General features: G+C 34.8%; 22 protein-coding genes. 8 read left to right on the top strand and 14 right to left on the bottom strand.

Annotation, left to right across the window (positions count from 1 at the left end):
- Positions 1 to 7 precede the first annotated feature (7 nt).
- The 4 genes from yhbY to BLQ56_RS13150 all read right to left on the bottom strand — a co-directional run bounded on the left by yhbY (position 8) and on the right by BLQ56_RS13150 (position 2845).
- Positions 8 to 310: a ribosome assembly RNA-binding protein YhbY gene (yhbY, locus tag BLQ56_RS13165; RefSeq protein WP_090854982.1), complete on the bottom strand. Its 303-nt coding sequence runs from the start codon at positions 308 to 310 to the stop codon at positions 8 to 10.
- A 1-nt stretch (position 311) separates the two neighbouring features.
- On the bottom strand, positions 312 to 1151 hold the full coding sequence (gene aroE, locus BLQ56_RS13160) for a shikimate dehydrogenase (protein WP_090854980.1): 840 nt from the start codon (positions 1149 to 1151) through the stop codon (positions 312 to 314).
- A gap of 70 nt (positions 1152 to 1221) precedes the next feature.
- On the bottom strand, positions 1222 to 2325 hold the full coding sequence (yqeH, locus tag BLQ56_RS13155; protein WP_090854977.1) for a ribosome biogenesis GTPase YqeH: 1104 nt from the start codon (positions 2323 to 2325) through the stop codon (positions 1222 to 1224).
- 4 nt (positions 2326 to 2329) lie between these two features.
- Entirely contained in the window at positions 2330 to 2845 is a 516-nt protein-coding gene (locus BLQ56_RS13150; protein WP_090854974.1) for a YqeG family HAD IIIA-type phosphatase, read from the bottom strand.
- Between the two features lie 424 nt (positions 2846 to 3269).
- Here BLQ56_RS13150 and sda point away from each other — a divergent pair, with 424 nt between their 5' ends.
- Positions 3270 to 3410 carry a sporulation histidine kinase inhibitor Sda gene (sda, locus tag BLQ56_RS13145; protein WP_090855452.1) on the top strand — a complete coding sequence of 47 codons (141 nt, stop codon included), beginning with the start codon at positions 3270 to 3272 and terminating at the stop codon, positions 3408 to 3410.
- Between the two features lie 35 nt (positions 3411 to 3445).
- On the opposite strand, the gene BLQ56_RS13140 is transcribed toward sda, so the two are convergent.
- The 3 genes from BLQ56_RS13140 to BLQ56_RS23190 all read right to left on the bottom strand — a co-directional run bounded on the left by BLQ56_RS13140 (position 3446) and on the right by BLQ56_RS23190 (position 6789).
- Complete coding sequence (locus tag BLQ56_RS13140; RefSeq protein ID WP_090854971.1) at positions 3446 to 4222, bottom strand: phosphatidylserine decarboxylase; 777 nt, start codon at positions 4220 to 4222, stop codon at positions 3446 to 3448.
- A gap of 429 nt (positions 4223 to 4651) precedes the next feature.
- The gene (locus BLQ56_RS13135; protein ID WP_090854968.1) at positions 4652 to 6445 is read right to left on the bottom strand and encodes a M3 family oligoendopeptidase; all 1794 of its coding nucleotides are present in this window, start codon (positions 6443 to 6445) and stop codon (positions 4652 to 4654) included.
- 167 nt (positions 6446 to 6612) lie between these two features.
- Positions 6613 to 6789 carry a sporulation protein YjcZ gene (locus BLQ56_RS23190; protein WP_139163095.1) on the bottom strand — a complete coding sequence of 59 codons (177 nt, stop codon included), beginning with the start codon at positions 6787 to 6789 and terminating at the stop codon, positions 6613 to 6615.
- Between the two features lie 361 nt (positions 6790 to 7150).
- On the opposite strand from BLQ56_RS23190, the gene sigK reads away from it, so the two are divergent.
- Entirely contained in the window at positions 7151 to 7867 is a 717-nt protein-coding gene (gene sigK, locus BLQ56_RS13130; protein ID WP_090854965.1) for an RNA polymerase sporulation sigma factor SigK, read from the top strand.
- 43 nt (positions 7868 to 7910) lie between these two features.
- Here the strand turns inward: sigK and BLQ56_RS13125 are convergent, their stop codons facing one another.
- A complete protein-coding gene (locus tag BLQ56_RS13125) occupies positions 7911 to 9071 on the bottom strand; it encodes a PP2C family protein-serine/threonine phosphatase (RefSeq protein ID WP_090854962.1) in 1161 nt (386 codons plus the stop codon).
- 147 nt (positions 9072 to 9218) lie between these two features.
- Between BLQ56_RS13125 and BLQ56_RS13120 the strand changes: the two genes are divergently transcribed.
- The 5 genes from BLQ56_RS13120 (at position 9219) to crcB (ending at position 13620) form a co-directional block, all read left to right on the top strand.
- Positions 9219 to 9779 carry a tyrosine-type recombinase/integrase gene (locus BLQ56_RS13120; RefSeq protein WP_090854959.1) on the top strand — a complete coding sequence of 187 codons (561 nt, stop codon included), beginning with the start codon at positions 9219 to 9221 and terminating at the stop codon, positions 9777 to 9779.
- 12 nt (positions 9780 to 9791) lie between these two features.
- On the top strand, positions 9792 to 11294 hold the full coding sequence (locus tag BLQ56_RS13115; protein ID WP_090854956.1) for a potassium/proton antiporter: 1503 nt from the start codon (positions 9792 to 9794) through the stop codon (positions 11292 to 11294).
- Between the two features lie 82 nt (positions 11295 to 11376).
- Positions 11377 to 12735: a magnesium transporter gene (gene mgtE / locus BLQ56_RS13110; RefSeq protein WP_090854954.1), complete on the top strand. Its 1359-nt coding sequence runs from the start codon at positions 11377 to 11379 to the stop codon at positions 12733 to 12735.
- A 118-nt stretch (positions 12736 to 12853) separates the two neighbouring features.
- Complete coding sequence (locus tag BLQ56_RS13105) at positions 12854 to 13261, top strand: fluoride efflux transporter FluC (protein ID WP_238457261.1); 408 nt, start codon at positions 12854 to 12856, stop codon at positions 13259 to 13261.
- Complete coding sequence (gene crcB, locus BLQ56_RS13100; protein ID WP_090854951.1) at positions 13258 to 13620, top strand: fluoride efflux transporter CrcB; 363 nt, start codon at positions 13258 to 13260, stop codon at positions 13618 to 13620. The genes BLQ56_RS13105 and crcB overlap by 4 nt, the downstream gene beginning before the upstream one ends.
- A 447-nt stretch (positions 13621 to 14067) precedes the next feature.
- Here crcB and BLQ56_RS13095 read toward each other — a convergent pair whose 3' ends face one another.
- The 4 genes from BLQ56_RS13095 to mtnN all read right to left on the bottom strand — a co-directional run bounded on the left by BLQ56_RS13095 (position 14068) and on the right by mtnN (position 15849).
- A complete protein-coding gene (locus BLQ56_RS13095; protein ID WP_090854949.1) occupies positions 14068 to 14205 on the bottom strand; it encodes a YrzI family small protein in 138 nt (45 codons plus the stop codon).
- A gap of 41 nt (positions 14206 to 14246) precedes the next feature.
- Complete coding sequence (locus BLQ56_RS13090; RefSeq protein WP_090854946.1) at positions 14247 to 14387, bottom strand: YrzI family small protein; 141 nt, start codon at positions 14385 to 14387, stop codon at positions 14247 to 14249.
- 380 nt (positions 14388 to 14767) lie between these two features.
- On the bottom strand, positions 14768 to 15007 hold the full coding sequence (locus tag BLQ56_RS13085) for a YrhC family protein (protein WP_175490294.1): 240 nt from the start codon (positions 15005 to 15007) through the stop codon (positions 14768 to 14770).
- A gap of 134 nt (positions 15008 to 15141) precedes the next feature.
- Complete coding sequence (gene mtnN, locus BLQ56_RS13080) at positions 15142 to 15849, bottom strand: 5'-methylthioadenosine/S-adenosylhomocysteine nucleosidase (protein WP_090854940.1); 708 nt, start codon at positions 15847 to 15849, stop codon at positions 15142 to 15144.
- A 242-nt stretch (positions 15850 to 16091) separates the two neighbouring features.
- On the opposite strand from mtnN, the gene BLQ56_RS13075 reads away from it, so the two are divergent.
- Complete coding sequence (locus tag BLQ56_RS13075) at positions 16092 to 16295, top strand: YrzA family protein (protein ID WP_090854938.1); 204 nt, start codon at positions 16092 to 16094, stop codon at positions 16293 to 16295.
- A 210-nt stretch (positions 16296 to 16505) separates the two neighbouring features.
- Here BLQ56_RS13075 and BLQ56_RS13070 read toward each other — a convergent pair whose 3' ends face one another.
- The gene (locus BLQ56_RS13070) at positions 16506 to 17219 is read right to left on the bottom strand and encodes a YrrS family protein (RefSeq protein WP_090854935.1); all 714 of its coding nucleotides are present in this window, start codon (positions 17217 to 17219) and stop codon (positions 16506 to 16508) included.
- Between the two features lie 74 nt (positions 17220 to 17293).
- Positions 17294 to 19081 carry a peptidoglycan D,D-transpeptidase FtsI family protein gene (locus BLQ56_RS13065; RefSeq protein ID WP_175490293.1) on the bottom strand — a complete coding sequence of 596 codons (1788 nt, stop codon included), beginning with the start codon at positions 19079 to 19081 and terminating at the stop codon, positions 17294 to 17296.
- Positions 19082 to 19187: the final 106 nt, after the last annotated feature.

Raw genomic sequence — 19187 nt, 5'->3', positions numbered from 1 at the left:
GTCTTCTTTAATCTCTTGCTTTTGGAAGTTCTAATTGCTTGTTTTCTTTTGATTCCTTATATAAGACAATTGTGTTTCCAATTACTTGAACGAGCTCTGCTTTTGCACCCTTAGTTAGACTTTCTGCTACAGTATCACGATCTTCTTCACAGTTTTGTAGCACACTCACTTTAATTAATTCACGAGCTTCTAGAACATCATCAATTTGTTTAATCATATTTTCATTAACCCCGCCTTTTCCCACTTGAAAAATCGGATCTAAATGATGTGCTTTACTACGCAAATATCGTTTTTGCTTCCCAGTTAACATATTATGTTGTTCCTCCTAGTCTTGTTCTTACTACTTTTTCCATTCTTAATGGGTCAGGAAAAATGCCTGTCCATTTTTCAAATGCTAATGCACCTTGGAAAACAAACATTCCGATTCCATTATCAATGATGGCACCTTTTTTTTCTGCTTCCTTTAAAAACGATGTTTTTAAAGGATTATAAATGATATCACTAACAACTGATTCCTTTGATAATTGGGTAATAGAAATAGGTGTTTCATCTATATTGGGATGCATTCCTATAGAAGTTGTATTTATGATGATATCATATTTCTCTAAATCATATTTAGCTTCACTTAATGTATAGAAAGAAGAAACCGTCGTATAATTGCAAGATGTTATTATTTCTTCAGCTTTCTTTGCAGTTCTATTTACAATATCAATATTGCTTACTCCAACAGAGGCTAGTGAAATAAAGATTGCTCTCGCCGCCCCTCCGGCACCTATAAGAAGTACCCGACAATCAGCAAGTTCTTTTTTTACTTTCGTTTTAATCGAAGTGATAAATCCTTGACCATCTGTATTATATCCGACAAGTTTGCCTTTGTCATTTACCACTGTGTTAACCGCACCGATATTTGCGGCAACTTCCTCTACCTCATCTAGTAATTCAAGGATTGCTACCTTATGTGGAATGGTAACATTAAAGCCAGATATCCCAATGGCCTTAAATCCTTTAATCGCGTCTTTTAAGTTTTCCTGCTCTACATGGAAAGCATGGTATCTTGCATTTAATTTATAATACTGAAATAAATCATTGTGCATCTCTGGTGACATCGAATGTGCAATTGGACTACCTATTACCCCATAAATCTTTTCCAATATCCTCACCCACATATCTATAATCTCTAGAAAAAATTTTCCCCATTTAAATAAACATTTGCTTACTCTTCTATATTAATGAAGGTCTTATTAAGACTCCAACACCCTTTGGAACATGTGCAACGATTTTCACATTTGGCTCATTGACCGTTACCCAACCAAGACCTGAAAAGACGATATCCGTTTTAGCTTCTTTGATTGAAAATTCATGTGAGACCAGTTCAGGAAAGCTTTCAGCATCTTTTGGCCCTGGAGGTTGTAATAGGTCCCCTTTTTGTTTTTGATAAAGTTCATCAGCATTTTCTAGTTTTGTCCGATGGATATTAAGTTCATTTGAGAGATGGCAAACGAAAGATTGTCTTCCCCCTGTTACGAAATCAAATCTCGCTAGACCTCCAAAGAATAAAGTCTGTCCTTCATTAAGTTGAAAGACTTTCGGTTTAATTTCCTTTTTAGGAGTAATAACTTTCAACTCTTTTTTATCCACATAATGCGCCATTTGGTGATGATTAATAATTCCTGGTGTATCAAATAATGAGGCATCGTCATCTAAGGGGATATCAATCATATCAAGAGTTGTCCCAGGGAAATGAGAAGTGGTAATAACATCATCTTCTCCACTGAAGTCTTTAATTAAACGATTAATAAAAGTGGATTTCCCTACATTCGTACAACCAACAACATAAACGTCCTTGCCTTCACGGTAATGGTCAATGGCTTCTGCAACCTCTGGTATTCCTATTCCTTTATGCGCGCTTATTAGAAACACATCTACAGGGTTTAATCCTAGATCTTTAGCAGATTGTTTCATCCAAGTAATAAGTTTTTTATGTTTAACCGATTTCGGTAGGAGGTCAACCTTATTACCTACTAGAAGTATATTCTTTTTGCCTACAAATCGATGTAATCCAGGTAACCAGCTTCCATTGAAATCAAATATATCAACGATTTTCACAATCAATCCATTCGTTTGTCCAATACCATTAAGAATTTTTAGAAAGTCATCATCAGTAAGTGAAACATCCTGAACTTCATTATAATGCTTTAATCTAAAGCAACGTTGACATATTACTGACTCTTTTTCGAGTGATGATAGAGGAGCATACCCTAATCCTTCTTTATCTTCTGTTTGAATTGTTACTCCACAGCCTATACAAGCAATGCTTTCTTCCACTACATTATTCCTCCCAGTAAATCATACCTTTATTCTTCAACCATGTTAGAATTTGTCTTTCAATTCTTCTATTAATCCTAGTAAAGAACCCATCAGTTTGTGCAACAGGAACAACTAAAATTGTATGAAGTCCACTTCTATTTCCACCTAATACGTCAGTAAGAAGTTGATCACCAATAACGACCACTTCTTCACTTTTCAACTTCATTTCTTTAATAGCCCGACGAAATGCCATTCCCATAGGTTTTCTTGCTTTAAAAATGAATGGAGTTTGAAGGGGTTCTGAAAAGTCTTTTACTCTTTGTTCATTATTATTCGACACAATTGTAATCATAATCCCATGATCTTGCATTTGTTTAAACCATTCGATAAGTTTCGGCGTTGCACTTGGACGATCCCATTCAACTAACGTATTATCCAAGTCAGTTATAATCCCTTTTACTCCACGCTCTACTAAATCCTTTGGAGAAATATCGAATACACTTTTAACATGTTGATTTGGTAAGAAAGTTTTTAACACTTATGTACACCTCGAGTTTAAATTTGATGTTATCTCGAACACATGATTTTTAAAATACCATATTTCATCATAACGAAATTTCTATCAGTGTCAAAGCTAAATTAGTATTTTTCAGCAAAATTCGCTATTTTATAATTCAGAAATAAAAAACTTTTCGACAAAAGTCAGTTATTTTCTACAGTTGTGGATAAGTTTATACACATTATACATAGTGAATTACCTATATTTTCCGCTTTTATAAACAGCCTACCCACAGGTTATCCACCAAATTCTGTGGATAAGAGAACGGTTGTTCTGCTTATAAATTCATGTTAGAGTAATACTACCAACAAGAGATAACTTAATAATATATGACGTTATTACGAGAATAGAACTGTTACCCCTTAAATTTCTAGGAGGTGAATTGCCAAACTGGCATTCAATTATGAGAAAACTATCTGATGAACTACTCATTGAATCTTACTTTAAAGCAACTGAACTTAGGTTAAGTCCAGATTTCATCTTCCTAATCGAAAGTGAGATCAAGCGCAGATCTTTAGTACATAGAATAAAAGCGACTTCTTAAATTAAATCATGTGAGCCTTCTAGGCTCTTTTTTTCTTACTTAATCTCTCCTAGCTTCTCTCCTACTTTAATATGGTAAGGAGTAGTAATTCTCTTATCAATCTCAAATGTTTCGTTTTCGAATAGCAAGATCACTGTGGAACCGAAGGTAAAATAGGCAATTTCTTTACCTTTTTCCACCTTATCTCCCTTATGGGTCATTTCTATACTATTTACAAACATTGCACCAACCTTTACCATCGCTATATGCTTCCCTGAAGAATTAATTTCAGTTATTCTACGAAAGTTTTTAGAGAGTGTCTCTTTCCCGTATTTTAATCCTAATCGATTAACAGGATAGGATTTCTTCCCTAACGTCCATTGTTTGGTAATCTGACCGGATACAGGACTATGAATTCGATGATAGTGACTTGGACTAAGGTACAAAATCATAAAGCTCCCATTTAAGTATTTAGCAAGTGCTACCTCTGAACCAAGCATTTCCTCTATGGAATAACTTTTTCCTTTCACAATAATTTCTTTTGATGATAGAATCGTCCCTATTTCCTCAATTACTGCATCTACTGGGCTAACAACACTTGCAAGATCATCGATTTTTCTTGATTCAGCCTTCAGCTCCCGAATAAAAAATTCATGTAAGCTTTGAAAGCTATGAACCTCTTCCTTCACATCATCCAATGAGATGTCATATACTTTAAGATAACTTGGAATCAGCCTCTTGCTCATTTTTGAGTGTGAGAATTTTCTTAGTACAAATGAAGACAACCTGTGGTTTGTTAATTCTATGAAAAAACGGTAAAACCATTGTATCAAATGACTTCCTCCTAAAAACAAAGAATATTGGACCCATATCCATGACAGATATTATAACACTTGCCATATTATTATTATATGAAGTTTAACTATTATTATTGGAAATTAATAAGAAAAGCGCAAGCGCCTTGCTCAGCCCCGACAGGCATAAGTCGAAGCACGTAGGAAATCTTGTTTCCGTAGTGATTCGACTTATGACCCCGAGGGGCTAGGCGCTGGAGCTAGACACCAAGAAAAGCGGAAGCGCCTTGCTCAGCCCCGACAGGCATAAGTCGAAGCACGTAGGAAATCTTGTTTTCCGTAGTGATTCGACTTATGACCCCGAGGGGCTAGGCGCTGGAGCTAGACACCAAAACTGGGTTCAAATTTTATACTTTCCTCTAATCCAATAGCAAAAGGGACTGACATAGTCAAATCCCCTTTACTTATTTATTTAGTTAATTCTAAGAATTCCTCTACATCTTTTATCGAAAGTTTCACAGCTTTCTCCCAGAAATCTCTTTGTGTTAAATCAACGCCTAAATGTTTTGCTGCTAATTCCTCAACTGTCATACTTGCAGTATCCTTTAATAATGCAATATATTTTTCCTCGTAGTCTGTTCCTTCTTCGATTGCTTGTGCATAGATCCCAAGAGAGAATAAATATCCAAAAGTGTACGGAAAATTATAGAATGGTACTTGCGTTAAGTAAAAATGCATTTTTGATGCCCAGAACTGTGGATGATACTCTTCCAAAGAATCACAATATGCTTCTTTTTGAGATTGCTCCATCAACTCATTTAAACGCTCTGCACTCACCATACCACTCTTACGTTCCTCATAGAATGCTGTTTCAAAAATGAAGCGTGCATGAATGTTCATATAAAATGCAACACTTCGCTGAATCTTATCTTCTAGTAATGCCAAACGCTCATCCTCAGACTTGGCATGCTTAACAGCAGCATCTGCAACAATCATTTCAGCAAAAGTTGAAGCCGTTTCAGCCACATTCATCGCATAATTACGATTCAGTGTATGTACCCCGCTCATTGCATGTTGATGAAACGCATGCCCTAACTCATGTGCAAGCGTTGAGACATTTGAAGGTGTTCCTGAATAAGTCATAAAGATTCTTGATTGGTCACTCTCTGGGAAACTTGTACAAAAGCCACCTGGTCTTTTGCCAGCTCTGTCTTCAGCTTCAATCCAACGATTTTCAAAAGATGTTCTTGTGAAATCCGTAAGCTCCTTACCAAATTTGCTGAACTGGTCAAGTATAAATTCGCAGCCTTCTTGGTATGAAACTTTACTTTCTGTTTTTCCGATTGGTGCATCAAGATCATACCAACTTAATTTCTCTAAACCTAATACTTTTGCTTTTCTGTTAAGATACTCTACAAACGGAGCCTTGTACTCAGTGATTACGGTCCACATTGTTTCCAACGTTTTTTTTGACATCCTATTAATATCTAGGGGTTCTTTATGAATATCTTCCCATCCGCGTTGTTTATAGACATTTAAGCGAAATCCACCAAGGTGATTTAAGCTTGAACTAATATAGTCCGCCTGCTCTTCCCAAGCAGTCGTCCAACTTTCGAACATTTTCTTTCTAGTTTCTCTATTAGAACTAGAAAACTTATTAAAAGCTTGGCCAGCAGAAAGTTCTTTGACTTCTCCATTTTCTTCAAACGGTATTTTGATATTTCCCACTACCGTATTGTACAATTGCCCCCATGCATGATAACCATCAATCCCTAAAGAGTTAATCAATGTTTCCTGCTCTGGTGATAATTTTTCTCCTGCTCGTGTTCTTCTTTCTTCTAATATAAATGCAAGTTCCTGAAATGGCTCTTCAGATAACAATCCTTCCCATACATCTGTATTAACTGAAACTAATTTTTGATCAAGTTCAGTTAATACCGTTTGAAGGGCTGCACTTAACTGCATAATTTTTCCATAGAGCATTGTTGCTTTCTTATCATGCATATCCTGGGCTTGAAGGCAGCTTACAAAAGCTCCTGACTGACGAATTTTTCTTGAAACAGCTTGAAAAGCATCAATTGCTGCCGATAAACCCTCTTTGTCCTTTGTTGATTGTGGGACCTTTAAATCTGTAACTAGAGTACGAAAGCTCTCCAACTCTCTGTCAATATTCACTAAATATGTATGAAATTCCTTAGAGTCACTCCCACCTTCAAAAAACACATCTAAATCCCATGTTTGAGCATAAGTAGTTGTCGCCAAAATAATCCCCTCTTCCATATTAAATAAATAAACATTATCAATTAATATTTAGATTCCCTAAATACTTTGATACTTTTATTATAATCGTATTTTTATCAAATTTCTATTATTTATGATTAAAAGGAATGCTTAGGCTTATCTTCAGCACCTAAGCATTCCTAAATTCATTATTTACCATAGTAATTGTAGTAGTAGTAACCTCCTCCAAGTACCAATAGCAAGATTAGGAGAACCACCACTAATGAAAACCCGCTACGATTTGCCCCATAGCCATAGCCAACCGGTGCCGGATAAACTGGATAGCCATATCCGCCATAATAAGGGTAACCATATCCGTATGGCATAAACATCCCTCCTAAATTAATTAATACTTATCTTGTAACTAATTATCACTTTGATTAAATTATTTATCCTATATTAAATTCTCTATAATATAGCCTATTCAAATCTAGACGTTTAGGAAGGGCATTCGTGGAATTTTTTAAATATAATTTTTAGAACTTTCTGTCCTAATTTAGATGGACAGACACAAACAAGCAACTTCGGACATATGTATAAATTAATAGGCTTTAGCCTAATTTTTGAACAAAACTGATTAGTATTTACTTGTACTGTGATTTTCTTTTGCGTCACAGTCATTGAATGTGATGAATCTCATTCATAAAAAAGCCTATTTTCAAGATAATCTTTGTGTGAGGTGATAATATGACAGGAATCTTAGCAGCGTTAGGATACTTTGTTAAAGAATTAATTTTTTTAGTTTCGTATGTCAAAAATAATGCCTTTCCACAACCCTTATCGTCTTCTGAAGAAAAAAAATACTTAGAGCTCATGGCAACTGGTGATGAACATGCAAGAAATATGTTAATCGAACATAATCTCCGGTTAGTTGCTCATATCGTTAAGAAATTTGATAACACCGGTGAAGACTCAGAAGACTTGATTTCTATAGGAACCATTGGTCTAATAAAGGCGATTGAGAGCTATTCTCAAGGGAAAGGTACAAAGCTTGCTACCTATGCAGCTAGATGTATTGAAAACGAAATTCTCATGCATTTACGAGCACTTAAGAAAACAAAAAAAGATGTGTCTCTACATGATCCAATCGGTCAAGATAAAGAAGGGAATGAAATTAGTTTAATTGATGTATTAAAATCCGAATCAGAAGATGTGATTGAAACCATTCAATTAAACATGGAGCTTGAAAAAATCAAAGAGTATATCGACATATTAGATGGCCGAGAAAAGGAAGTCATTGTTGGTAGATTCGGCTTAGATCTAAAAAAGGAAAAAACACAAAGAGAAATAGCGAAAGAGCTTGGCATTTCCAGAAGTTATGTGTCAAGGATTGAAAAACGCGCACTGATGAAAATGTTCCATGAGTTTTATCGTGCTGAAAAAGAAAAAAGAAAAAAAGTTTAATCTATGAGAATGTTAAATACTGCAACATAAGGTAAAAACGTCCTTATGTTGCAGTATTTTTCTTTTTTTCATTCCTAAAGTGTATTCTTACTAGGCAAATATCATCCTCCGGTTTTGATTCCTTTAAGCTTTCAATAAGTTGTTCAAACCGATTTCGATTCTGAAATGTATCACATAGCTTTTCCAACTCTAGCTTTAGATGTTCGTATAATCCATCAGTGAACATTGTAAGTTCAATTTCATCTTGATAATAAAACGTTGCTGGTTTAAATTCATGATCTTTTAAGAATCCAACTGGAACAGTCGTGGAAGAATACTTTTCCACTCCATTAATAGATTTTACAACAAAACTTGGATGACCTGCATTCACATATTCAATCTTTTTTTCCTTTGTATCAACTAAAAGATAAATACATGTAAAATAATATTTAGTCATGATTGAGTCCCCAGGAAATAGATCAAACATATGCTGGTTTAATTTATGGAGTACCTCTGAAGGGTTATAAACCTCTCTTTGAGTCAAAGAAAGAAGTATAGCATTGATTGACATTGTTAAGAGTGCAGAAGTGATACCATGCCCCATAACATCCATTACGAATACAGAGTATAGCCCATTGTTTAATTTTTGCCATTTGTAAAAATCCCCACCTACTTTGCCAGAAGGAAGATGGAAACCTGAAATCTCCAAATATTCATCAGAATATGGGTCACTTAGCTGCATCTGTTGTAAGAGTTGCGATAACTTTAGGTCATACTCTAATTCCATTTCAAGTTCCACTCTTGTTGTCACATCATTCTGAACACCGATCATATAGCTTACTTTTCCACTTTCTGTTTTAACAGGATTAATCGTGAGTTCGTTCCAGAATTTGGTTTTATCTTTCCTATAATTCAACAGAATTGTGTGCACTTCTTGATTGTTTTGAATTGCTACTCTTAGCTCTTTTACTGTATCAGGATTTGTGTTTTCACCTTGTAGAAAACGACAATTCCTTCCTAACGTCTCCTCTACTGTATAGCCCGTCATATTTTCAAATCCTTTGTTCACATAAATAATCGGATTGTCTTCTTTATTAGGATCTGTAATTAATACCCCCACTCGCGAATGATCAATCGTTGCTAATAGAAGCTTATTTCTTTCTAGGAGTTCATTAGTTTGTTTTTCTATGTGATTACTGCCTTCAATTATTGATGGATCCTTCATTATTCAAGCTCACCTTTTTCCGTCAAATCTTAACCTTGTATCTTTAGTATCTATATAAAAAGAAACTTTCATTAAGCATATTTCTAACTAGTTACTTAACTATATGTTATGATATTGTTATGTAACATCATTCAAAGGAGAGCAGTTATGGAATATGTTGAAGCGCTTAAGGATTTAAAGCAAATAAGAAAAATTAAGAATATGCTTTGGAAACAATCCAAGCGAGATTATTTATTATTTGTCATCGGAATTAACACAGGTCTTAAAATTAGTGAACTTCTTTCACTTAAAGTAAGGGACCTAATGGATGAGAACGGTCACATTAAACCATTCCTAGAATTGCCCACAAAACAACATCCTTTACCATCCTATATTAATAAGCAAGTAGAAAAAGCGCTAAATTCATATTTACCCATTTCTAATATTGGGTACGATGACTATCTATTTAAAACCCCAAAATCTACTCAACCGATCTCCAGACAGCAAGCCTACAGAATTATTAATAAAGCTGCAAAAAATTGTGACATACCAGGTAAGATAGGCACACACTCTCTTAGAAAAACGTTTGGTTACCATGCATATAAAAAAGGAGTAGCAATCTCAATCCTTCAAAAAATGTTTAACCATTCATCATCAACTGAAACACTAAAATACTTAGGTATAGACAAAAATAACAAAATGAAAACAGAAATTGATGTAGACCTTTAAAAAGGAGGGAGTATCTTGTTTAATATTGATTCATTTATTTTATTAGTCGCATTACTATTAATTATTGGAGTCATTTCCACCAAATTTTCAACCAGAGTTGGTGTACCTGCACTTGTATTATTTATTGCTGTCGGAATGTTATTTGGCAGTGATGGACTTGGGTTGATTCATTTTGATAATCCTAAGCTTGCTCAGTTGATAGGGGTTATAGCTCTTATTGTTATATTGTTCGAAGGTGGTTTGCAAACAAAATGGACAGCTGTAAAGCCTGTTTTGGTCCCTTCTCTATCCCTTGCGACAATTGGCGTCTTAATTACAACTTCTTTAGTTGCTGTTGCTGCCTATTTAGTCTTTGATATTTCATGGTTTGAAGCATTCCTTTTTGGGTCAATTGTTGGCTCAACAGATGCTGCGGCTGTATTTGCTGTATTAAAAGGACAGAATATTGATAATCGATTAGAATCTACCCTAGAAGTTGAATCAGGAACAAACGACCCAATGGCGGTATTCTTAACCATTACATTCATTCAATTACTCTCTGTTGAAGATAATAATATCTTAGGTCTAATTTTAGCTTTCTTCTGGCAAATGGGGATTGGATTAGCAGTTGGTATCATTTTTGGTAAATTAGCCGTTTTTGCAATCAATAAAATAAACTTGGATTCAAGTGGGCTTTATCCTGTATTTGCTATGGCATTTGCATTATTAACCTATAGTGCAACCGCACTTATACACGCTAGCGGCTTACTTGCTGTATATATTGCAGCGTTAGTAATAGGAAGTTCTGACATTACTTATCGTCATTCAATCTTTAGATTTAATGAGGGCTTTGCTTGGATGATGCAAATTTTAATGTTTGTGATCCTAGGTCTATTAGTTTTCCCTGCTCAATTATTTGCAATGGATATCATGATCAAAGGACTTATTATCGCTGGAAGTTTAATTGTTGTTGCACGCCCAGTAGCTGTTTTTATATCTACTATCAAATTAGGATTTAATACAAGGGAAAAACTATTTCTTTCTTGGGCTGGTTTGCGTGGTGCAGTTCCAATTGTATTAGCAACATATCCGATGATTGCAGGGTTAGAAGATAACCAATTATTCTTCAATGTAGTATTTTTCGTTGTTCTAACTTCATCCTTAATTCAAGGATCTACCATTCCCTACATGGCAAAATGGTTAAAATTATCAGGCATTCAAAAGACGACTCCGGCACATACTTTAGAATTAGTCTCAATTGGAAAAGCAAATGCTGAAATAATCGAATATGAAGTGAACGGGGATGACTTCATTACAAATAAAAAAATTGTTCATTTAAAACTACCAAAACGAGTTTTGATAAATGCTATAATACGTGGGGAAAATCTCATTACCCCTAGAGGTGACACGACGATTAGAAATGGAGATATCCTCTATATACTTACGTCACGTGAAAGTAAAGAAAAACTCTTGCAAATGGTTAAAACTAAAACAGAAAAGCCTGACACACCTGTTAAAGAAAACACCCTTAAATAAACTAAGTTTAGATTTTTAATAACCAGGGTATAACAGTATATCTTTTTTTAAGGTCAATTACCAAAGACAGGAGGTTTTATTGATGATCCAACAAATACCAGAGGATCAAATACCTCTCCACATCATAAAACTATTAAAAGAATCTAAAAAAAGAGAATTTCAAGAACTCTTAACAGAACTACAGCCTTATGATATTGCTCGTATCTTTGAAGGACTGCCAGAAAAACATCATACTCGTTTTTTATTATTTTTATCATCCGAGCAAATTGCTGAATTAATCCAAGAACTTGAAAATGAACAACAACTAAAAGTCTTAACAAAACTCGGAATCGAAAAATCGGGCCAAGTTATGGACTTAATGGATAATGATGACCTAGCTTCTCTTCTACAAGATCTTTCACCCGATAAAATTGAAGAGCTTTTATCAGGTATGAAAAAAGAGGAATCTACCATTGTTCAAAATATCATGAATTACGAGCCGGAAACTGCTGGTCGATTAATGACCAACCGTTTTGTATGGATTCCTCACTATTTCACAGTTCGAGAGACTGTAAACAAACTAAAGAGTTTTGCGGAGTTTTCAGAAACAATCAACTATTTGTATGTCATTGATGATGAAAAAAAACTTGTAGGTGTTGTCTCATATCGCGAGATTATCTTAGCCGAAGAAACTGAAAAAATTGAAGATATTATGTTTAATCGTGTTGTTTCTGTCACGGCTGATACTGATCAAGAAGATGTTGCTCGCTTTATTGAAAGATATGATTTCCTAGCGATCCCGGTAGTTGAAGAAAATAATGTACTTGTTGGAATTGTAACAGTCGATGATATCATTGATGTTGTTATTCGTGAAGCAAATGAAGATATTGAAAAGCTATCTGCTTCCGGTAAATCGATTGACTTTGATACACCAGCATTCATAGCAGCTTATAGAAGGCTACCTTGGCTAATTTTGCTCCTATTTATTGGGGTAATTTCCGGAACAATTATAAGTAGCTTTGAAGACACTTTATCACAAGTTGTTGCACTTGCCTTTTTCATGCCCATGATCGCAGGAATGACCGGAAATACAGGGACACAGTCACTTGCTGTAGTTGTAAGAGGACTAATAAGTAGAGACATGGATAAACAAGTAGTTATAAAACTTATTTGGCGAGAATTTAAGGTTAGTTTGATTATTGGTATAACCTGTGCCATCCTAATCTTCTTTATTGCACTCATTTGGCGTCAGGATCCTACATTGGGAATTGTAGTTGGGAGTTCTTTATTCATCACCTTAATTATAGGGACAATGGCTGGAACGATCATTCCATTAACTCTTTACAAGTTTGATATCGATCCTGCTGTTGCATCAGGGCCACTAATCACCACACTTAATGATATTTTATCACTTCTTATCTATTTCGGAATAGCAACAATGTTTATTAGTAAATTAATGTAAAAGGTTAATCACTACATTTCTGGTTTCAGCCATTGTAGTGATTAACCTTTTTTATGTTTTTTTAATCCATTATTATGATATATTTCAATTATTAGCTAAAGATTGAAGGTGTGTTTTTTTGAAGATATATCATATTTTAGGAATTGCTATAGGAGGTGCAGCTGGAAGTGTAGCTAGATACCTCATGCAAATAAACCTGCTCCCACTTGCACAATTTCCTGTTTCAACAATGATTGTAAATATTCTCGGTAGTTTATTCCTTGGGATGTTAACAGGCATCTTCCAAAAGATTCATACCAAGGATTGGGTCAAGCTTACTCTTGGGGTGGGATTTTGTGGTGGATTTACGACAATGTCAACTTTTTCTGCTGACATCTTTCAGCTTTTCTCCATCTCTTTCCTAGCAGTGATTTCATATCTGTTCATTACATTATTTGGAGGACTATTCTTTGCCTTCCTTGGTTTTTCCCTCGGTCAACAGCTCGTTATTAAAAACAATAAACAACTAGAAAGTGGTGAAGAATGATGATCTATGTTGCAATAGGAGGTGCAATTGGGGCCGTTCTTCGGTATCTACTTGGTTTCATTTTGATGAAACGCTTTACTAATCCTCCCATTCCAGTAGCAATGGTTATTGTTAATCTGATTGGATCTTTTACTTTAGGAGCTGTGCTTGCCCTATCATTCGACTCGAAAATAATACCTCCTGTTCATCAGTTACTTGTTATTGGCTTCTTAGGTGCATTTACAACATTCTCTACCTTTAGTATGGAGGCGATTGAACTTTTCCAGAAAAAACAATACAGAAAGATGCTTAGTTACATTTCAATAACAATCTTCGGAAGTATTGGATTCTTTTCAATTGGTTACTTGTTATTAAACTAAAAAATAACTGCAACATGAAATCCAAAGATTCATGTGCAGTTATTTTTTTATGTGCAAGATTTAGTTTTCAACACTTACCTCAGTGCCAATTATTAAAACGATTGTCGTTGTGATAATAAGTCCCATAGCTACTGAAAACATTGAATAACACTCCTCTACAATGTATTAGATGTCTTTACTTAACTTTACCATCTAATCACGTTGTAAAATGAAACTATAAATGAACTTACTGTTACAGTAGTTTGTCGACTTTGTGAAAGAAGTTATTCACTTTCTTCTAAATAAAACAGTAATTAATAAAACATGCAATGTTAACATCAGCATTCCTCCTTAAAATCTCTATTAGGTGGAATCTTTCTCCACCAGCAACCAATTCGTTAAGATTCTTTTTCTTATAATCATTTTCCATTCCACCTTTCTTTTTTTAATATCCTAATACTATTTTATTTATGAACGGTATGTTAAAAACTGACGATCTTTCATTGAATCAATCATTTTATTAACCCGTTCATAATGTTCGATTTCTTCAATTGATTCATTACGTTTAGACACTGATATCGTTAAAAAAAATAAGTTAAATGTCATGTAGAATTCTTCCTTCCTTTTAAATTGTGGATAGGAACATCTTAGTAGTTATTCCACATTGAATACTGACGTTCTTTCATTTGTTCATACATCTTTATGACTTGTTCCTCGTGCTCATATTCTTCAATAGATATATCTCTTTTTTTAATTGAGATTTGAAAAAAGAATAGATTTAAGACCATTACTTCTCACCTCCTTAAAAAAGCACACAAAAAAGCCACAGGATATCGTTCTCTCCCTGCAGCTTTTAAAGCTTAATGCTAATTTAGGCATAAAAAAGCCACAGAGAGTCTACTCTACCTGTGGCTGTATGTGTATTTTAATTGTGCATTAAATTACGTCATTCATCACCAATTCGGTCGAATAGCTATGCTCATATGAAATTGTTGAAGCTGTTGTTAAAGATGGGTTTAATCCAATTGTCATCATTTTCTTCGACCTCCTTTAATGATATTATTTCCTACAAAGGTAATTATATCCAACAACTTATCACTTGTAAACCCCAATTGTTAAAATTTGCTTATAAAAAAATCTCTTCCCGATAGTTGGGAAGAGATATCATTTATTGATCAATCTCGCTTAATTCTCTCTTATACTTTATAACTGTTCTGAATAAGCAGAAAGAGGTAATTAAAAATAGAACAGTAGTCCCCATTAATGCAATCATCTGGAGATTCGTTTTACCCTCATTTGGTATTAAAACACCAATATATAAAAACACACTAACAGCGATTAAAATAAAGGAATACCTTTTATAGTCAGTAATTTTATGTTGTATAACTTTAACCTTCTCTAGATCCAACGTTATCACTCACCTTACATACAATATCAAAATCTCTCTTTCTATCATATCACATGGGATTTCTTATTGATGAATGTAAATAAAACCAAAAAAAGCTGCCTTAAGTGTGTATAGGCAGCTTTTTTTTGACTTCATTATTGGAGCGTATTTTTAACTTGTGAGATCATTTTTAAGACTAATTCAGAAGAATGACGTGCCGCAGTTTTCAAGAATTGTTCAAACGAAACGTCTGATTCTTTACCTGCTATATCAGAAAGCGAGCGAATCACAACAAACGGTATTCGAAATGCGTGACACACTTGTGCAATGGCAGCTGCCTCCATCTCTACAGCATATAAGTCCTTAAATTGGTTACGTACATATTCAACACGTACTGGATCATTCATAAAGGAATCACCTGTCGCGATTAGACCTGTTGTTATTTGTATGTCGTTTATTTGTTCAGCAGCTTTCTCGGCGATTTTCACAAGGTTTGCATCTGCTTCAAATGCTGGGGGTGATCCTGGAACTTGTCCATACTCATAACCGAAAGCTGTCACATCAACATCATGGTGACGAACCTCAGATGAAATGACTACATCACCAACATTTAATGATTCCAGATAACCACCTGCTGAACCTGTATTAATTATATATGCTGGTTTAAACTGTTGTAATAAAATACTTGTAGATAATGCAGCATTTACTTTTCCTATCCCTGATTTTAATAAGACGATTTCTTGTCCATTAATAATACCTGTAGAAAATTCACAGCCTGCTATCTTAATTGATTCTCTATTTTCAAGCAGTTCTCTTAAAATTTCTACTTCTTCTTCCATTGCTCCTATGATTCCTATTTTCATGCTAATCACCCTTTAACTATAATGAATTTTATCCTTTATTTTCACTTTACGACTGAAAACGTGAATTCTAAATTAGTAAATATAAATCCTCTTATTATTATTTACCTTATTTAATTAATCTTTAAACATTAAATCCTGTCCTTCTATCCCTTGAGTTCCTAATTCCTGATTGCTAGCTATAGACGTCCCAATCTTGTTATTTTATACTATGTTCATGATCTAACAAGAGGAAGTGAATATAAGTGGAATTTAAACTTGATTTTATCCAGGACAAAATAGAATTTTTTGAAGCACTTGATATTAAAACACTCGAAAAGAAAATAAACGAGCAAATCGAACATAACAAGGCAATTATGTTAACGGTACATCATGTTGCACATCAAATGAATGTTGATGAAGATGGTAGAAGGTTTTATAGTGCTGTCGTTCATTTTAAAGCGAAATAGTTGGAAAAGCGCAAAATACATGCGCTTTCAGGCTGTTGACAAACGCTCGCATTCTTCGTTGCGAACCCTCGATCGGTGCTCATTACCCTCATGGTAACTCCGCTCCTCCCAAGGGTTCGCGCCTCGACTTCAAGCGTTTTCAATCAGCCTGGGTTTTACAAATTATACTTTGTCTACATTCTGAAAGCGCAAAATACTTGCGCTTTTTCTTTATTCCTCTGAATCTTCTTCTGTACTAGATTCATTTGTTGAAGACCCAGTATAATATTTACTGTCATTTTTCCTTAATTCATCAATTTTTAGAGGCATCCAACCTTTTTCGTTTACCCATTCGATATATACACGATAAACACGCGAGTTATCCTTTGTTGAGATAGTAGCAGCAACACGATTTTCAGCATCACGAGCTAGCTCCCAAACAGTTAAATCGGAAGAGTTCTCATAACCTAATGCATAGCTTATTGCCTGTTCCATTTCAAGCCGATCAGGTGTGCCTTTATCATATACAATCGTATGTGGTCCAGTTTGATTTGTACCAACTGGTTTCCATGCTTTATTCTTGATAGATCTAATGATATTGGATTCAGGATCTCCATCAGTCACTTCTTCATGCTCTGTCGACTCACCCTCAGGCGCTTCCACCACTTCTTCTACTGGCTCTTCTTCAGTCTCGCTATCATCAGATCCTAAAGCTGTATCTTCCTCTACAGGCGGTTCAGTTGTGTTTGTGCTATCTTGGGTTTCTTCAACTTGCCCAGAAACACTTTCTTGGTTATTACTCGATAATAGGAACTTCCAACCAAAGAAAAGAATTAAAACAAAAACGATTCCAATTAATATGTTAAGGATTCGATTGATCCTTCTTCTTTTTGATAATTTTTCAGACCGCGGTCCTTCAACTAGTTTTTCTAAGTCATACCCCAAAGTATAGTCCCCCTTGTGCTATTTACTATACTCTATTTTATCATCAGTTTCGCATTTGATGAATATTTTTTATTTTAACTTTCTTTCAGAGCTTCATTTCTTGAAAGATCAATCTTATATATACCATTTACCATATCAAAGTAGACTTCATTTGTAGGTGACTTACTGCTCACCTGCCCAAGCTCTACCACAACCATTGCATATTTTGGATCTTCCATTGGAAAATAGCCTGCAAACCATTTATTAACAAGTGCTTCTTCATTATTCTTTTTGCCTAATTCGGCTGTTCCAGATTTTCCCGCTACTTTGTATGGTAACGACTTAAATTTCATACCTGTTCCAGACTCTACTACTTCTGCTAATAGCTCTTGAAGCTTCATCGCAGTATAAGGAGAAATAGTGTCTTCATCTTTCACCTTTTGTTCTGGGAAAGAGAAAAGTGTGGACCCATTTTTATATAAGACATCTGAAACTGCACGTGTTTGCTTCTTTTCTCCGCCTCTTGCAATAGTTGCCATCATATTAGCAATAGCTAGTGGTGTGATTCGAACATCCTTTTGACCGACCGAAATCTGGGCAATCGCCTTAGAAGATGATTTGTCTTTTTCATCCCCCCAGATAGTACCTTCATATTCTCCAGACATTTGCTTAAAATCATTCAACCGAAAAACATCGCCATGCCATCCAACAGGATTAATAATACCTAGTTTGTTTGAAAACTCCTCAATCACATCTGGATTTTTCTCTATCATTTCCTCTGCTAGCTTCGTAAAAGTGTAATTACAACTTTTTGCAAAACTCTCAGTGAAGTTTAACTCTCCTAATTCATAAACGGGGTTAGGCTCACCATATAAATCAAGATCACAATTAAACGTCCTTTCAGAAACATCAATATTATTCTCAATAACTGCTGCAGCTGTAACAGTTTTGAACACAGAACCTGGAAAATGAGGTAATAACATTTGATTATCTGCACTACCATCACCAAAAGGATCGGATGGATTAATAGTTGGCGCACTTACCATCGCTAATATATCTGACGATTTTATATCCAAAAGGACCACTCCACCTTTTTTTATTCCATGTTTAATCACTAGATCCTCAGCAAGCTCTTGCATTTCCCTATCAATGGTTGTTTTAATAGCTACAGGGTAAAATGGATTAGCTGGTGCAGTATATTTTACATCAATACCGAATAATGGGTTTCCATCTCCTGCCACGTGGTATAAAAGCTTTGCTTCACCCTCTGGTAGGAGAAATTCATCAAACGCAGCTTGCAAACCGGTAATCCCTACTTTTGTTCTTGAAGATAAATACGTCTTCTCAGGATAGCGCTTTGAAAGAAGCTTCTCATTTTCTCTAATAATCCCAAGTAAGTGTTGCGCAATTTCACCATCTAAAGCATATTGGCGATAAACCGCAAATACCCCTGGAATTTCTAGTTCATTAATTTTATTCATTTGGGTTTCAGTCAGTGATAGTGGCTTTTCATCCCCAAAGACTACTGGTTCTTTTGCTTCTTTCAAACTGGATGTAATCTGATAAGAAGGAATATCTATAATTTCAGCAACTTGTTCAACTGGCCAATCAATATTTTTTAGAAAAGGGAATAAAACGAGACTTGGGTAATATTCATGTGTTAATGCATTTGAATGACGATCAATGAAACGTCCTCTACCTTGATCAATCACAATTTCTTGTGTTCGTTGCGATACACTCGATTTGATTAAATTTACATCATTTGATGAAAAGGATTCTGTGTTGATTAGTTGGATATCAATTAATCTGATTACCAATCCTGCAATCATCAACATAAAGAGAATGAGAACACTGAATCCTCTTTTCTTGATTTTGTTATTCATAAAAAAACCACCTCATTTTCATTTTCGACGAGGTGGTCTAATTTAAAACACTAATATTTATTTTTATTATAGGTGTTTTCATATAAATTGTTGCTTTTAAAGCCGC

Source organism: Litchfieldia salsa, assembly GCF_900104555.1.
In the GTDB taxonomy this organism is placed as follows: Bacteria; Bacillota; Bacilli; order Bacillales; family Bacillaceae_L; genus Litchfieldia; species Litchfieldia salsa.
This window is presented reverse-complemented; position numbering and strand designations above follow the sequence as displayed.

Coding starts and splice junctions, on each gene's coding strand:
- sda (WP_090855452.1), top strand. CDS start 3,270: ATGAGAAAACTATCTGATGAACTACTCATTGAATCTTACTTTAAAGCA.
- crcB (WP_090854951.1), top strand. CDS start 13,258: ATGATGATCTATGTTGCAATAGGAGGTGCAATTGGGGCCGTTCTTCGG.
- sigK (WP_090854965.1), top strand. CDS start 7,151: ATGACAGGAATCTTAGCAGCGTTAGGATACTTTGTTAAAGAATTAATT.
- BLQ56_RS13090 (WP_090854946.1), bottom strand. CDS start 14,387: ATGGTCTTAAATCTATTCTTTTTTCAAATCTCAATTAAAAAAAGAGAT.
- BLQ56_RS13120 (WP_090854959.1), top strand. CDS start 9,219: ATGGAATATGTTGAAGCGCTTAAGGATTTAAAGCAAATAAGAAAAATT.
- BLQ56_RS13125 (WP_090854962.1), bottom strand. CDS start 9,071: ATGAAGGATCCATCAATAATTGAAGGCAGTAATCACATAGAAAAACAA.
- BLQ56_RS23190 (WP_139163095.1), bottom strand. CDS start 6,789: ATGCCATACGGATATGGTTACCCTTATTATGGCGGATATGGCTATCCA.
- yhbY (WP_090854982.1), bottom strand. CDS start 310: ATGTTAACTGGGAAGCAAAAACGATATTTGCGTAGTAAAGCACATCAT.
- mtnN (WP_090854940.1), bottom strand. CDS start 15,849: ATGAAAATAGGAATCATAGGAGCAATGGAAGAAGAAGTAGAAATTTTA.
- BLQ56_RS13095 (WP_090854949.1), bottom strand. CDS start 14,205: ATGACATTTAACTTATTTTTTTTAACGATATCAGTGTCTAAACGTAAT.
- mgtE (WP_090854954.1), top strand. CDS start 11,377: ATGATCCAACAAATACCAGAGGATCAAATACCTCTCCACATCATAAAA.
- BLQ56_RS13065 (WP_175490293.1), bottom strand. CDS start 19,081: ATGAATAACAAAATCAAGAAAAGAGGATTCAGTGTTCTCATTCTCTTT.